The organism is Aquisalimonas sp. (genome assembly GCF_007120195.1).
In the GTDB taxonomy this organism is placed as follows: domain Bacteria; phylum Pseudomonadota; class Gammaproteobacteria; order Nitrococcales; family Aquisalimonadaceae; genus Aquisalimonas.
Window position 1 is genome coordinate 16788 of the sequence record NZ_SKOG01000200.1, and the last position, 13861, is coordinate 30648.

The following is a 13861-nucleotide window of genomic DNA, read 5'->3' on the forward strand; positions in this document are numbered from 1 at the left end:
GTCATTACAGTTGACCCACCCAGGAGCCATTTTCGCGCTCGAACGTAATGGCACGCTTCATCTCGGTGCCGTCTTGAAAGCGAAGACTGCCCTCTACCCGCACGGCCTCCTCGTTGATCTCGCCCTCGTTGTCGATGATGACCTCTTCAAGCCCGCCATGACGGTTCAGGCTCTCTTCAACGGAGTCGGCGTAGGTGTAATAGGCACCACCGCGGAAGGTGTCCCCCAGCGCCCCGGCCGGCGCCAGTACTTCAAGTGCCGTGTCGCGATTGCCGCGGTTCATTTCCACGAAGAACGTCTCATAGGCCCGTGCCGGCGTGCTGGTGTCCGGCGAGTCGTCACCGCAAGCAGAGATCAGTAGGGCCAGCGTCGCGGCAGTGGTTGCTGCAAGGCGGCGGAGGTGGACCATGGCTGAACCTCGGTTGTGCCGGAAACAAATTCGCCAACGCGCTCGTCCCTGGGCTCTCCGTTATGCTGAGTCATTCCGCCGAAGTCGTCCAGAGTCATGGGACAGGACACTAGCCGTGGATGCTGCGATCGAGATCAGCCATGAGGCCATGAAACCGGGCCTCCAGGGCGGGATACTCACGCTGGAGCACAGGCAGGGTGCCGCGCAGGCCCGGGTCCCGCCGCATACGGGTGGCGATTCGCTCCAGGGCCATGGCAATGATCTCCAGTCGGTGGTAACTGCTCAGCCAATCTTCGCTAATGATCCGTTGAATGACCGGCTGCGCCGCGACCGGCCAGAGGGCACGGGTACGGTCAAGGCTGCCATAGCTGCTGGCGAGAAACTCTGACAAGGGGCGGTCGGCGTAGCTGGACCAATGCCGGACCAGAAAGTGGTCGTTCACCATATCCAGGATGATGCCGGCGGCGCGGCGGCGGGCCGGCCCGAGTTGGTTGCGGGCGGCAAGGCTGTCGGGGTGCTGGTCGGAGTAGCTGTCAACAAAGCGGTGGCGCCGCACACCGTCGAGCATGCGTGGGGGCAGGTTGACATTCTCCAGCCGGCCCTTGACCCAATCTCCCGCCAGGTTGCCCAGGCGATGCTGATCATCCGGATCGGCGAAGTAAAGATGGGCCAAGTAATTCAATGTTGCTGCCCAGCCCAGTCGATCGCCCGCGGGCGCTGCTGGCTTAGCCGTTGACCTGTTTGCGCCGGCGTGGCGAGCGGTTGCCCGAGCCACCGGGTTTGCGCGCGCCGCCCCGGGTCGAGGCGGAGCGCTTCTGCCGTTTCGGCGGTTTGGGCTCCACCAGCATTTCCGGGGTAACAACCTCGGCGGGAATCTTCTCGCCAAGAAACGCCTCGATATCCGGCAGTGAGTACACGTACTGGTCGCAGGCCAGGCTTATGGCGTCACCGCTGGCGCCTGCCCGGGCAGTCCGACCGATACGGTGCACGTAATCTTCAGCCTCTTGGGGGAGGTCGAAGTTGATGACATGGCTGACGGCCGGAATATGCAGGCCGCGGGCTGCGACGTCAGTGGCCACCAGAATGGGGAGATCTCCGTCCTGGAAGCGCTTGAGCAACTGCTCGCGCTTGTTCTGTGGGATGTCGCCGGAGATCACTTCGGCCTCGTGGTTGTTGCCCTGGAGATAGCCCATGACATCTTCCGCGACGCGCTTGGTGTTCACGAACACGATGGTGCGCTCGGGGGTGTGCTCCAGGAACAGGCCGAGCAACAGCCGGATCTTGTCTTCCTTGGGTACGTGGTAGAGCTTCTGCGTGACGTTCTCTGCGGTGACCTGGTCGGCTTCAATCCGGATGATCTCCGGGTCGTTCATGTGCTCGTAGGCAAGTTCCATCACACGATGGGAGAGGGTGGCAGAGTAGAGCATGTTGATGCGCTTCTCGGGGGGCGGCATCTTTCGCAGCAGGTAGCGGATGTCCGCGATGAAGCCAAGGTCAAACATGCGATCGGCCTCGTCAAGCACGACGACTTCGATATTCTCGAGGCTAAAGACCCGTTGCTTGAAGAAGTCGATGATGCGGCCCGGGGTGCCGATGATAATGTCGGCTTCGTCGTCGAGGGACTTGCGCTGCGATTCGTAGCCGGTGCCACCATAGATGGCCACGGCCTTGAGGCCGGTGAAGCGGCCCAGGAGTTCGGCGTCTTTGTGGATCTGCAGCGCCAGCTCGCGGGTGGGTGCCAGCACGATGGCCCAGGGCCCGCGCTTGTTGTCCTCAACCGGCGTTTCCATCAGGTGATGCATGGTGGCCAGCAGGAAGGCGGCAGATTTACCGGTGCCGGTCTGTGCCTGCCCGGCGACGTCCCGGCCTTTCAGTGCCAGGGGCAGTGTCGCTGCCTGGATGGGCGTACAGTGAGTGAATGTAGTCTCGTCGAGACTGTCCTGAAGGCTCTGGGTTAGCCCCAGGGATTTGAGCGGAACGTCTGTCATGTGGTCATTTTCCATAAGCGTCGAGGATACTGGAAAATAGGCGGTTTGTCGCGTACTTAATTGTTTTCTGTACCGGAGTTGCCACTCCCGATGCCAGTCCTGCCACCTTGGCTTGGCGTCCTGCCTCTTGGCTGAATCATGGTTCGTCAATCCGGCTTGGTGTATGGTTCCGGGCTTCGAAGTTCGATTGGTTCGGTGGAGGTCGGCCCATGGCGCAGCGGCTACTGGTGGTGGTGTTGAATACGCCGCTGGAGAATGCGGCGGCGCCACTTGCGCAAGCGGCGGTGGCGGCGGCCATGGGGACGACGACGGAGGTGGTGTTCACGGGGGACTCGGGGGTGATTGCGGTTGCCGGTGCCGCTGCGGGGGAATCGGCGGGGGATGGGACAGATCGGTCACTGCATGATCTCATCCACGATGCCGCGCAGGCCGGTGTCGTGTTTCGCATGTGCTCGCCGGCCGTGGCGCGATTCGGCGATGATCTGATTGCAGAGATCCGCGAGGTGGTCGGCGCCGCGTGGTTGGTCAGCCGGGTGATGGATCCGGAGACGGTGACTCTGACGTATTAGCGGTGAGGGGCGACGATGAAGCACGAGGAGGTTCGTGCGACGCTGGAGGGGGCACAGCGCATCCATGATGGCGTTGCGGTGGAGGCGGCCCTGGCACGCATGGCGGTTGAGGTGACGGTGGACATGGCCGATCAGTTGCCGGTGGTCCTGTGCGTGATGATCGGTGGCCTGGTACCCGCTGGGCGGCTGTTACCGTTGATGAATTTCCCCCTTGAGGTGGATTATGTCCACGCGACCCGCTACCGCGGTTCGACCTCCGGTGGCGAGGTCGTATGGCTGGCCAAGCCGCATTCCGAGCTGGCCGGTCGCACGGTACTGATAATTGATGACATTCTTGACGAGGGGAACACATTGCTCGCCCTGCAACAGTTCTGCTGGGAGCACGGTGCCGCTGAGGTACGCACCGCTGTACTGGTACGCAAGGAGCACGACCGTCGCCGGGCGGGGGTCACTGCCGATTACATCGGGCTCACGGTGGATGATCGCTACGTCTTCGGCGCGGGCATGGATTATCACGGCGTTCTGCGCAACGTGGACGGCATCTACGCGATAGACGAGCGCAAGGAGACAGGGTAATGGGCGTCGCGATCATTGGCGGCACGGGCTTGACCCGGCTCGATTACCTGAAAATCACGCACCGCGAGGTGGTGCATACGCCCTACGGCGAGCCGTCCGCGCCGATCACCCACGGCATTCTTCATGGCCGCGAGGTGTTGTTCATCGCGCGCCACGGCTATGCCCACACGATTCCGCCGCACCGGGTCAATTACCGGGCCAATCTTTGGGCGCTGCAGCACCTGGGGGTGGACCGCCTGTTCGCCGTCGCCGCGGTGGGCGGCATTCATGAGGCCATGGCGCCGGGGCATATCGGATTTCCGGATCAGATCATCGACTACACCTGGGGACGCCACCATACCTTCATCGAGGACGATCTGACCCACGTCACCCACGTGGATTTCACCTATCCCTACGATGAGGCCATGCGGCAACTGCTCATCGCGTCGGCCCAGGAGGTCGGCCTGGACGCCGTGGAGCGCGGAACGTACGGCGCCACGCAAGGGCCGCGTCTGGAGACGGCTGCGGAGATACGCCGCATGAAGCAAGATGGCTGTGACATGGTCGGCATGACGGGCATGCCGGAGGCGGGGCTCGCGCGAGAGCTTAGCATTGCCTATGCCAGTTGCACGGTCGTGGTCAACTGGGCGGCCGGCCTGCAGCCGGGACCGATTTCCATGGACGAGATCGGGCGGCATCTGCATACGGGCATGGAGCGGGTGCGCGGACTTCTGGGAGCCTTGATTCCCCGGCTGTAGATGCCGCGTTGCGCCGCGCCACCGGCGCGTCACCTGTCTTCCAGCGCCTCCCAACGTGCATAAGCCTCCTGGAGTGCGGTCTCCAGCTCCTGCAGGCGTTGCGTGATGTTGCCAACGGCTTCTGCATCCTGCCGGTAGAATTCCGGGTCGGCGAGGTGCTCGGAGAGTTCGGCGTGCTCCGCTTCCAGGGCCTCGATGCGCTCCGGCAATGCTTCCAGCTCCCGCTTTTCCCTGAAACTCAGCTTGACGGGCCGGGGGGCGGGTTGAGAGACGGCCGAGGGTTGGGTGGCGGTATCGGCGGTCAGTGTCTTCGGTGGCGGCGGGCGCTGGCGCAGCCAGTCGGCATAGCCGCCAACGTATTCCCGCAATACGCCGTCGGGGTCGAATGCCATGGTGCTGGTGACCACGTTGTCCAGGAACTCCCGATCATGGCTCACCAGCAGCAGCGTGCCATTGAAGGTCATGAGCTGCTGCTCGAGCAGGTCCAGCGTCTCCAGATCCAGATCGTTGGTCGGCTCATCCAGGACCAGCACGTTGGCAGGGCGGGTGAATAGGCGCGCCAGCAGCAGCCTGCTGCGCTCACCGCCGGACAGCGACGAGACGGCCATCCGCGTTCGCGAGGGCTCGAACAGAAAGTCCTGCAGATAGCCGACCACATGGCGTTCCTGCCCGTTGACCCGCACGGTCTCCCCGCCGCCGCCGACGGTATCCCGGACCGTTGCCTGCGGATCGAGGGATTCCCGCAATTGGTCGAACCAGGCGACTTCCAGCTGTGTACCCCACCGGATGTTTCCCTGCAGCGGGGGCATGTCGCCCAGGAGCACCCGCAGCAGGGTAGTCTTGCCGCAGCCGTTGGGGCCGATAAGGCCCACCTTGTCGCCACGCTGGATGGTCGTGGTGAAATCCTGGAACAGTGCCTCGCCCTGGTATCCACCGGCGATGCCGTCTGCCTCGATCACCAGCTTGCCCGAGCGCTCCGCGCTCTGGGCCTCCATGCGCACCGTGCCGGCCCGCGCACGGCGCTGCCGGCGTTCCTCGCGCATGGCCTTGAGGGCACGCACACGCCCCTCGTTACGGGTGCGCCGGGCCTTGATGCCCTGCCGGATCCAGGCTTCCTCCTGGGCGAGCTTGCGGTCGAAACGGTTCTGCGCCTTCTGCTCGGCCGCAAGCGCCGCTTCACGCCGCTCGAGGTAGGTGTCGTAGTTTCCCGGCCAACTGGTGAGCTGCCCCCGGTCGAGTTCAATAATGCGCGTTGCAAGGCGGCGCAGAAGGGCCCGGTCATGGGTGATGAACAACACCGTGCCGGGGAAGCCCAGGAGCATCCGCTCCAACCGCTCCACGGAATCAATGTCCAGGTGGTTGGTGGGCTCGTCGAGTAACAGCAGGTCCGGTTCGCTGACCAGCGCCCGGGCAAGCAGCACCCGCCGCCGACGGCCGCCCGAGAGTTCGTCGAAAGGCAGCTCGCCCCCCAGTTCCAGACGGCTGAGCACGGCGTCAACGCGCGCCGCCAGCTGCCAGCCGCCGGCGGCCTCGATGCGCTGCTGAATCAGCTCGAATTCGTCGGCAAGTGTGGTGTCCCCGTCCGCCATTCGGGAGCTGAGCCCGTGCCAGCGCTGCAGATCGTGGCCGACCGCGCCAAGCCCGGCGGCGACCACATCGCGCACGCAGCAGTGGCCCAACCCGGGCACGTCCTGTTCCATGCGCGCGGCGCGCAGGCCGTCGGGCCGCAGGACCCGACCGCCGTCTGGTTCCTGTGAGCCTTCCAGGACCTTCATCAGCGTGGATTTGCCGGTGCCGTTGCGCCCCAGCAAACAGATCCGCTCGCCGTGGTGGATTTCCAGGTTGACCCCGTCCAGTAATGGGGGGCCGCTGAAAGCCAGACTCACATCCTGAAGCTGCAGCAGCACAGAACCTCCAAATCTAACGCGTCCATGACGGTGTCCCGCGACGCACGGCGGTGGAGACGATACCAGACCCGCCTCCTCATGAGGACTCCTGGTGTCATGACCGGTGGATGCGTACCCGGTCCGCGCGGGCGAGGTTGTGGGCGTGGGAAACGGATTGTACGTCTGCCTCTAAAAGGACACGCGCGCGAGGCTCTCCCCCGGCTCCGCGCCCCGGCGCTGTTCTACGATTGCGGATCCATCGACGACGGCAAGGGGTCAGTAGTGGGGCGGGGGTGGTTCCGGTGTGTTAGGCGTGTCCGCCGGCTGGTCCTCCTCCATCATGCGCAGGCGGTGTTGCAGTTGATCCAATCGCCCGTGGAGCTGGTCGATAATCTTCTGCTGGCGCATCAGGCTGTCGGTCAGGGTGTCGATCATGTCCTGCTGATGGGTGATGCGGATTTCGAGATCCGTGAGACGGTCCTCCTGGGTGTCGCTCATGCAGGATTGTCCTCGTTGCTCTCGGCGCGCTCGAGGCGCTCGAGCGCGGTCATCCAGTCTGCCTCCGCCGCCTGCAGTGCCTCACGTAAGCGCCCCTGTTCCTGTAGCAGCGCCTGCAGCGCGTCGCTGCCGGCGTCGGTGTAGAGTTCCGGAGCCGCCAGCTCGGTCTCTACCGTCTGAATTCGCATTGAGAGCCGGTCAACGTCCGCCTCCAGTCGCTTGACCTCCTGGCGCAGCGGCTGCAGCCCCTTGCGACGCTGGGCGTCACGTTGGCGTTGTTCCCGCCGACCGGCGTTAGCCGCAGTCTGCGGGGTGCCCGGCGATGGAGGACGCGCCGCGCTCGCGCGGCGCTCCTCGGCAAGCCACCTGGCATAGTCGTCCAGGTCACCGTCGAAAGCGTCGGCCTTGCCATTCGCCACCAGCAACGAGCGATCCGTCGTGCTGCGCAACAGGTGACGATCATGGGCGATCACGACCAGCGCGCCGCTGTAGCCTTGTAACGCCATGGTCAAGGCGTGGCGCATTTCCAAATCGAGATGGTTGGTGGGCTCGTCCAGCAGCAGCAGGTTGGGCCGCTGGTACACCAGCATCGCCAGCACCAGCCGTGCCTTTTCCCCACCGGAAAACGGTTTCACGGCAGCCAACGCCATGTCGCCTTGAAAGCCGAAGCCGCCCAGGAAATTCCGGAGCTCCAGCTCGCGGGCCCTGGGATCGAGGCGTTGCAGATGGAGCACCGGGGAGGCCTCGGCATCGAGCTGTTCCAACTGGTGCTGCGCAAAATAGCCGATGCGCAGGTGCTGCGCGGGCTCCCGGCTACCGCCCAGCAGGGGTTGTTCCCCGGCCAGCAGGCGGACCAGTGTGGACTTGCCGGCGCCGTTCGGCCCCAGAACCCCCAGTCGGTCACCGGGGGCGAGGGCCAGGTTGATGCCGCTGACCACGGGGGTCTCTGAATAGCCGGTGCTGGCGTGATCCAGGGTGAGCAGGGGTCGCGGCAGATGATCCGGTTCCTTGAATGCGAAACGGAACGGTGAGTCCACGTGCGCCGGGCTGAGCTGCTCCATGCGCTCCAGCGCCTTGATCCGGCTTTGGGCTTGGCGGGCCTTGGTGGCCTGGGCGCGAAATCGGTCCACGAATCGCCGGATACGCGCCACTTCCGCCTGCTGCTTCTCGTAGGCCGCTTGCTGCTGCGCCAGCCGCTCGGCCCGCTGGCGCTCGAAGTCCGAGTAGTTGCCCGTGTAGCTGTGGATGCCCCGATGCTCGATATGCAGAATGCGCCGGGTCACGGCGTCGAGGAAGTCGCGGTCGTGGGCGATCAGCAGCAGCGTGCCGGTGTAGCCGCGCAGCCACTCCTGCAGCCACAGCACGGCGTCCAAATCCAGGTGATTGGTGGGCTCGTCGAGTAACAGCAGATCCGAGCGACACATGAGCGCCTGCGCCAAGTTGAGCCGCATGCGCCAGCCGCCCGAGAAGCGTGACACGTGGGTGTCCTCGTCGCTGGAGCCGAAACCCAGGCCGTGCATCAGGGCACCGGCCCGCGCGCGTGCGCTGTAACCCTCGATGGACTCGATGTGACCGTGCAGCACAGCCATGCGTTCGCCATCGCCGGCGGCTTCCGCCTCGACCAGTGCCGCCTCGATACGCCGCAGCTCGCCATCGCCATCCATGACAAACTCCACGGCGGTGCGCTCGCTGGCCGCCGTCTCCTGGGCGACATGCGCCATGACCAGCCCCGGCGGCATGGTGCACTCACCAGCGTCGGCCTGGAGCTCGTTGCGGATGAGGGCAAACAGGCTGGATTTGCCGGTGCCATTGGCGCCCACGAGCCCGACCCGTTCGCCGGCGCGGACCAGCACATTGGCGTCTTCGATGAGCGCGTCGGCCCCGCGCCGCAATGTGAGATTGACTAGATTTAACATGCCGCGCGAGTGTACCAGCAAGATCCTGGCTCGGCATCGGTCGTGACGCACTGATCCCAGTCGCTGTTCCCGGGCGCCGAAACTACATGCAACGCCTTCATCGCCGAGGGGCAAGGCCGACGGCGGGCGGGCAGGGCGCGGGGTTACAGGACACTAACGCCACAGACGCGTTGGCGCCTCCTGGTCATTGTTCACCGATCGCGCCAGCAGGCCGGTCTGGCTGACCTGGACGCGATAACGGGCACCGTCGCGCATAGGCAAATAGGTAGCACTACCGTAGACGGCGTCCACCCAGGGCAGGTAGTCATCGTTCTCACGAACGATGGACCAGATGTCCAAGCCGCCGTTATCTCCAAGGGCGTGGACCTTGCGGGGGTCATCGCGTTCCTGGTCCAGGTCACGATAACGGCCGCTGAGTCGCTCCAGTCGATAATAACTGTCCATGCCGGCTACTATGGCCGGGCCTTGCCACTTGAGCATGCGCGCATCGAGCTGCCATTCATCGCCGAGCAGACGGTAACGGTGCGCCACCGGTGAGTCCGGATACTGCAAGATCGCGGTGAATAGCTGATCGCCTTCCCGTATGAACCGGATCTCCAGGACGTCGCGCTCCTGGGTGAGCCGATCATAGGTGTGCAGGTTGGCGCCCACCGCGCCCACCGCCGCGCCGAGCCCAACCAGCAGTACGCCGAGCACACAATGGCCGGAGCCGTTAGCAATCCGAAGCCGGCACAGGCGCACCAGCCCCAGAATCAGCAGCAGCACGCCCAGCCCTGCGGCAACCAGTGCGGCAATACTCGTATATGCCATGAGTTCCTCTCCCGTTATCTCCCTGCGCGCGTCTGAATGCCCCCGGGACACCAGCTACGGGCTTGCCGTAAATGCGCTTACTCCAATGGCACATGCCGTCCAAGGGGCTGCCAGAAAAACAACCAGTTCGGTGGGGCCCCAAAAAAATGCGCCGATCGCAAGAACGCACCCAACCTTGCTCAGGCGTGCGTCAGTTTCCTTGCGGCACCCGCCGCGAACACTGCCGGTTGGGGAAAGGCCCTAACCGGCTGGGCAGATAACAACGCATGAGGTGCTGAGCGATGTTGCGGCGCAGATTGCATGCGTTTGTACGCGCATCGGGCCCTGCGGTGGACCCATTGAGATATTGCGACAGATCACTGAGCAGCACAAGCCAGGGGCATCTCACGGCAATGATGCGCGGCTCGGCACTGCGGTGCGCAGTGTTAGCGGGACGCTCCAATGGCTGGTGAGCCGCAGCATCAAAACCGCACCTGGGCGACCCGCTCGGCTACCCCTTTAATCCTCAGAGGGCCGCTCCCAACGCCGCAGAAAATCGCGTGCTTCTTCTTCCCGCTCGTAGATGTGTGGGGCGACGTCCCTTTGCTCCAGCAGCTCACCAAGCTTCATGCGCAAAAACGCGCCGGTGGTATAACGCGTGACCCCGCAGTAGTAATGATCCATCAACCACTTGACCATGTCGGTGTAGGTGTCCAAGAGCTCGGGCGCGATCTCAAAATTGTCGTAGTTGACGATCGCGAAGACCTGTTGCTGAAGGGGCGCCAGGCGCCGCTCCACTTCCGCTCGAAGCCGTTCGACATCCTCTGGTCGCCGTATGGCGTAGCCCTCCAGGTTGACGAAAAACAGATTCTGCTCCGGGTCGTAGCTCAGGCGATCTTCCAGCGGCAGCCGCAGCAAATCATCCTTGATGCCCATAACCGCGGCGTCAAAGATACGGCCGTCCATCTGCTCCAATGGCTCGGCCACGAGCGGTTTGAAATCCATATGGTCGAGCACGTCCCGCTGCAGATCCAGCCCCGGGGCAATCTCCAGCAGTTCCGGGCCCTGGTCCGTCAGCCGAAATACGCACCGCTCGGTAACATAAAGCACCGTTTGTCCCTCGGCCGCACTATGGGGGCCACTAAAGGTGCGGTGCTCGACTTCCCATACGAACTTTCTGGTCTTGCCCTCCTCGCGGACCTTAAGCTGGCCCTGCTCGATGTCGAACCGGGCTCCCGCCATGAACGTGCCCATGAAGACGACCTTCTTGGCGTTCTGGCTGATGTTAATGAAACCGCCGGCGCCGGCCAGCTTAGGGCCAAACTTGCTGACGTTGACGTTGCCGAGGCGATCGATCTGCGCCATGCCCAGAAAGGCAATGTCGAGCCCCCCGCCGTCGTAGAAGTCGAACTGCGCAGGCTGGTCCACAATGGCCTGGGTATTGGTGGCGGCGCCGAAATTGAGCCCTCCCGAGGGGATGCCGCCGATCACTCCCGGCTCGGCGGTGAGCGTGATCAGATCGATGACCTTCTCCTCGCTCGCCACATTGGCGACACCCTCCGGCATACCGATGCCGAGGTTGACGACGCCATTGGCCTTGAGCTCGCACGCGGCCCTTCGGGCGATGACCTTGCGTGCCGACATCTCGATGGGTTGGATGGACTGCATGGGCACCCGCAACTCGCCGCTGAACGCCGGATTGTAAGGCTCGGCAAACGTCTGCCAGTGCTGTTCAAGCGGCGCCACCACGACGCAGTCCACCAGCACGCTGGGAATCTTCACCGCCCCGCTGTGGAGAGTCTCGCGCTCGGCCAAACGCTCCACCTGGACGATGACGACGCCGCCGGAGTTGTGCACTGCCGAGGCAATCGCCAGACCCTCCAGCGTGAGCGCCTCTTTCTCCATGGTCACGTTGCCACTCGGGTCAGCGGTGGTGCCGCGGATGATTGCCACCGTGATGGGGAACGCCTTGTAGAAGAGGTACTCGCGATCACCGACGGTCGTCAACTCGACGAGGTCTTCGGTGGTCGAGGGGTTGATCTTGCCGCCATCGAGGCGCGGGTCCACGAACGTGCCCAGCCCGACACGGCTCAGCATCCCGGGCTTGCCCGCGGCAATGTCACGGAACAGGTGGGAAATCACACCCTGGGGGAGGTTGTAGGCCTCGATCCGGTTATCAATGGCGAGTTTCTGCAGCTTCGGCACCAAACCCCAGTGGCCGCCGATGACCCGACGGACGAGCCCTTCGTGCCCCAGGTGGTTAAGCCCGCGCTCCTTGCCGTCACCCTGCCCGGCCGCATAGACCAAAGTCAGGTTCCGGGGCGCGCCGTTGGCAACGAAACGCTCTTCCAGCGCCGCAAGGACATGCTCCGCCACACCGATGCCAACGAAGCCGCCGGTGGCCACGGTGTCCCCATCGCGGATCAGCCGCACGGCTTCCTCTGCGGTGACGACCTTGTTCCGTTGCAGGGCGTGCCGAGAAGCCATGGTGGAATAAAATGCGTTGTTAGACATAAGCTTTCACCTCAGCGGGCGCAGTCACCTGAGATCCGACGGTGCTCGCTGCGAGATCAGCGGCGCGTCGTGTTGGCTTTCACGGGGGCTTTCGCGTGTGTTAGCAAGCGGATACCCTGCTTCTCGTCCGCGTCGCCCCACAACAGTCGCGTGACAGTGCGCTTGAACCGTTACGGGAGCCCATCATCAATACGGCAGACCCATCAACAGGAGCGTTGCGGGAGCCGCAAGCTATTTTGCATGGTGTGTTCGGGTACGAACAGTTCCGGCCGATGCAGCGGCAGGTGGTTGACCACGTCATGGACGGCGAGGACGCCCTGGTATTGATGCCCACTGGCGGCGGCAAGTCCTTGTGCTACCAGATTCCCGCCATGGCACGCCCGGGCACGGGCATCGTTGTCTCCCCCCTGATCGCGCTCATGGACGATCAGGTGGCGGCGCTGGTGCAAAGCGGTGTCAGCGCCGCCTGCCTGCATTCCGGGCTTGATGCGCACACCGCGCGCGCCATCGAACAGCAATTCGTGGCCGGCGAGCTGGAGCTTCTTTACGTCGCCCCGGAGCGGCTGCTCACACCGCGTATGCAACAGTTGTTGCACCAGGCCAAGCCGGCCCTGTTTGCCATCGACGAGGCCCATTGCGTCTCGCAGTGGGGTCACGATTTCCGCCCCGAGTACCTGCAGCTGGCCGTCCTCGGGCAGGACTGGCCCCAGGTGCCACGCATGGCGCTGACCGCAACCGCCGATCCGCGTACCCGTGAGGAGATTCTCGAGCGGCTGAACATGCAGGGCGCGACCCGGTTCATCTCCAGCTTTGACCGGCCAAACATCCGTTATCGCGTCGCGGAAAAACACAACGCCAAGCAGCAGCTGAAGACGTTTCTGGCGCGGGAGCAGTCCGGCCACTCCGGTATCGTCTACTGCCTGTCGCGCCGCAAGGTGGACAGGATGGCAGCCTGGCTGCAACAGCAGGGATGGGTCGCCCTGCCATACCACGCAGGGCTGTCGGCACAGGAGCGCAGGCGCAACCAGGAGCGTTTTCTGGCCGGGGAGGGCGTGATCATGGTGGCGACTATCGCCTTCGGCATGGGCATCGATAAGCCGGATGTCCGCTTCGTCGCGCACCTGGACTTACCGCGCAGTCTGGAGGCGTACTACCAGGAAACGGGGCGCGCCGGGCGGGATGGCCTGCCGGCGGACGCCTGGATGGTCTATGGGCTACAGGACGTCATACTGTTGCGACAACTCATCGAGTCGTCCGCGGTGGACGCCCAGCGACGCCGCATCGAACGCCAGAAGCTCGAGGACATGCTCGCGTTCTGTGAGCTGTTGGGCTGCCGGCGCCAGGCCCTGCTGGCCCATTTTGGCGAGACCGCGCACACCGCCTGCGGCAATTGCGATACCTGCCTGGAGCCCGCCGACAGCTGGGATGCCACGGACGCGGCGCGCAAGGCGTTGTCTTGTGTCTGGCGCACGGGTCAGCGCTTCGGTGTCAGCCATCTCGTGGATGTGCTGCTCGGGGCCGATAACGAGCGCATCCGCCAGCTGGGCCACCACCGCCTGAGTACCTGGGGTATTGGCGCCGGGCTCGACGGCCGACAGTGGCGGGGGGTCTTTAGACAACTAGTCGCCTTGGGGTTGTTGACGGTGGATGCCGACGGCCACGGCGGTCTGCGCCTGACGCAAGCGTGCCGCCCCGTGTTGCGTGGCGACTCGCGCCTGACCCTGCGCAAGGAGCGCAAGCCGCGGGGCGGAGGGCGGCGCCAGCACCAGCCCGGAGAGGGCCTCGTGGACGAGGCGAGCCGCGAGCTCTGGGATGCACTGCGGGCCTGCCGCCGGCGGCTCGCGGAGGAACAGGGCCTGCCTCCGTACATGATCTTCCATGACAGCACGCTCATGGAGATGGCAAGCGCCCGCCCGCGGACGCTGGCGGCCATGGCGTCTCTCAACGGTGTGGGCGAGCGCAAGCTGGAGCGCTACGGC

The 13861-nt window shown here is 64.4% G+C and carries 12 protein-coding genes; 4 read left to right on the forward strand and 8 right to left on the reverse strand.

From position 1 onward, the window contains the following. Positions 1-4: 4 nt before the first annotated feature. The 3 genes from QZT63_RS14255 to QZT63_RS14265 form a co-directional block, all read right to left on the reverse strand. A complete protein-coding gene (locus QZT63_RS14255) occupies positions 5-409 on the reverse strand; it encodes a hypothetical protein (protein WP_290652159.1) in 405 nt (134 codons plus the stop codon). A 109-nt stretch (positions 410-518) separates the two neighbouring features. Further along, complete coding sequence (locus QZT63_RS14260) at positions 519-1091, reverse strand: ACP phosphodiesterase (RefSeq protein WP_290652160.1); 573 nt, start codon at positions 1089-1091, stop codon at positions 519-521. Between the two features lie 43 nt (positions 1092-1134). Continuing rightward, entirely contained in the window at positions 1135-2412 is a 1278-nt protein-coding gene (locus tag QZT63_RS14265) for a DEAD/DEAH box helicase (protein ID WP_290652161.1), read from the reverse strand. A gap of 194 nt (positions 2413-2606) precedes the next feature. On the opposite strand from QZT63_RS14265, the gene QZT63_RS14270 reads away from it, so the two are divergent. The 3 genes from QZT63_RS14270 to QZT63_RS14280 are packed head-to-tail and all read left to right on the forward strand — an operon-like array spanning position 2607 to position 4279. Next, positions 2607-2966 carry a DsrE family protein gene (locus tag QZT63_RS14270; RefSeq protein WP_290652162.1) on the forward strand — a complete coding sequence of 120 codons (360 nt, stop codon included), beginning with the start codon at positions 2607-2609 and terminating at the stop codon, positions 2964-2966. Between the two features lie 15 nt (positions 2967-2981). Next, positions 2982-3542, forward strand: a complete 561-nt coding sequence (locus QZT63_RS14275; RefSeq protein ID WP_290652163.1) for a hypoxanthine-guanine phosphoribosyltransferase — start codon at positions 2982-2984, stop codon at positions 3540-3542. Beyond that, positions 3542-4279: an S-methyl-5'-thioinosine phosphorylase gene (locus tag QZT63_RS14280; RefSeq protein ID WP_290652164.1), complete on the forward strand. Its 738-nt coding sequence runs from the start codon at positions 3542-3544 to the stop codon at positions 4277-4279. Before QZT63_RS14275 ends, QZT63_RS14280 begins: the two co-directional genes overlap by 1 nt. Before the next feature lie 29 nt (positions 4280-4308). On the opposite strand, the gene QZT63_RS14285 is transcribed toward QZT63_RS14280, so the two are convergent. The 5 genes from QZT63_RS14285 to QZT63_RS14305 all read right to left on the reverse strand — a co-directional run bounded on the left by QZT63_RS14285 (position 4309) and on the right by QZT63_RS14305 (position 11882). Continuing rightward, positions 4309-6186 carry an ATP-binding cassette domain-containing protein gene (locus QZT63_RS14285; protein WP_290652165.1) on the reverse strand — a complete coding sequence of 626 codons (1878 nt, stop codon included), beginning with the start codon at positions 6184-6186 and terminating at the stop codon, positions 4309-4311. A 255-nt stretch (positions 6187-6441) separates the two neighbouring features. Continuing rightward, positions 6442-6663 (reverse strand): SlyX family protein, encoded by a 222-nt coding sequence (locus QZT63_RS14290; protein WP_290652166.1) that lies wholly within the window; start codon positions 6661-6663, stop codon positions 6442-6444. After that, the gene (locus tag QZT63_RS14295; RefSeq protein WP_290652167.1) at positions 6660-8579 is read right to left on the reverse strand and encodes an ATP-binding cassette domain-containing protein; all 1920 of its coding nucleotides are present in this window, start codon (positions 8577-8579) and stop codon (positions 6660-6662) included. The genes QZT63_RS14290 and QZT63_RS14295 overlap by 4 nt, the downstream gene beginning before the upstream one ends. Positions 8580-8732: 153 nt before the next feature. Next, complete coding sequence (locus QZT63_RS14300) at positions 8733-9389, reverse strand: hypothetical protein (protein WP_290652168.1); 657 nt, start codon at positions 9387-9389, stop codon at positions 8733-8735. A gap of 498 nt (positions 9390-9887) precedes the next feature. Then, positions 9888-11882, reverse strand: coding sequence for an acyl CoA:acetate/3-ketoacid CoA transferase (locus QZT63_RS14305; protein WP_290652169.1), 1995 nt, complete (start codon positions 11880-11882; stop codon positions 9888-9890). 236 nt (positions 11883-12118) lie between these two features. Here QZT63_RS14305 and recQ point away from each other — a divergent pair. Further along, on the forward strand, positions 12119-13861 hold a 1743-nt coding region (recQ, locus tag QZT63_RS14310; RefSeq protein WP_290652170.1), incomplete at its 3' end, for a DNA helicase RecQ.

What these genes read in the sequence shown, in the direction of transcription:
- QZT63_RS14255 (WP_290652159.1), bottom strand. Translation starts at nt 409, where the DNA reads ATGGTCCACCTCCGCCGCCTTGCAGCAACCACTGCCGCGACGCTGGCC.
- QZT63_RS14265 (WP_290652161.1), bottom strand. Translation starts at nt 2,412, where the DNA reads ATGGAAAATGACCACATGACAGACGTTCCGCTCAAATCCCTGGGGCTA.
- QZT63_RS14270 (WP_290652162.1), top strand. Translation starts at nt 2,607, where the DNA reads ATGGCGCAGCGGCTACTGGTGGTGGTGTTGAATACGCCGCTGGAGAAT.
- QZT63_RS14275 (WP_290652163.1), top strand. Translation starts at nt 2,982, where the DNA reads ATGAAGCACGAGGAGGTTCGTGCGACGCTGGAGGGGGCACAGCGCATC.
- QZT63_RS14280 (WP_290652164.1), top strand. Translation starts at nt 3,542, where the DNA reads ATGGGCGTCGCGATCATTGGCGGCACGGGCTTGACCCGGCTCGATTAC.
- QZT63_RS14290 (WP_290652166.1), bottom strand. Translation starts at nt 6,663, where the DNA reads ATGAGCGACACCCAGGAGGACCGTCTCACGGATCTCGAAATCCGCATC.
- QZT63_RS14295 (WP_290652167.1), bottom strand. Translation starts at nt 8,579, where the DNA reads ATGTTAAATCTAGTCAATCTCACATTGCGGCGCGGGGCCGACGCGCTC.
- QZT63_RS14300 (WP_290652168.1), bottom strand. Translation starts at nt 9,389, where the DNA reads ATGGCATATACGAGTATTGCCGCACTGGTTGCCGCAGGGCTGGGCGTG.
- QZT63_RS14305 (WP_290652169.1), bottom strand. Translation starts at nt 11,882, where the DNA reads ATGTCTAACAACGCATTTTATTCCACCATGGCTTCTCGGCACGCCCTG.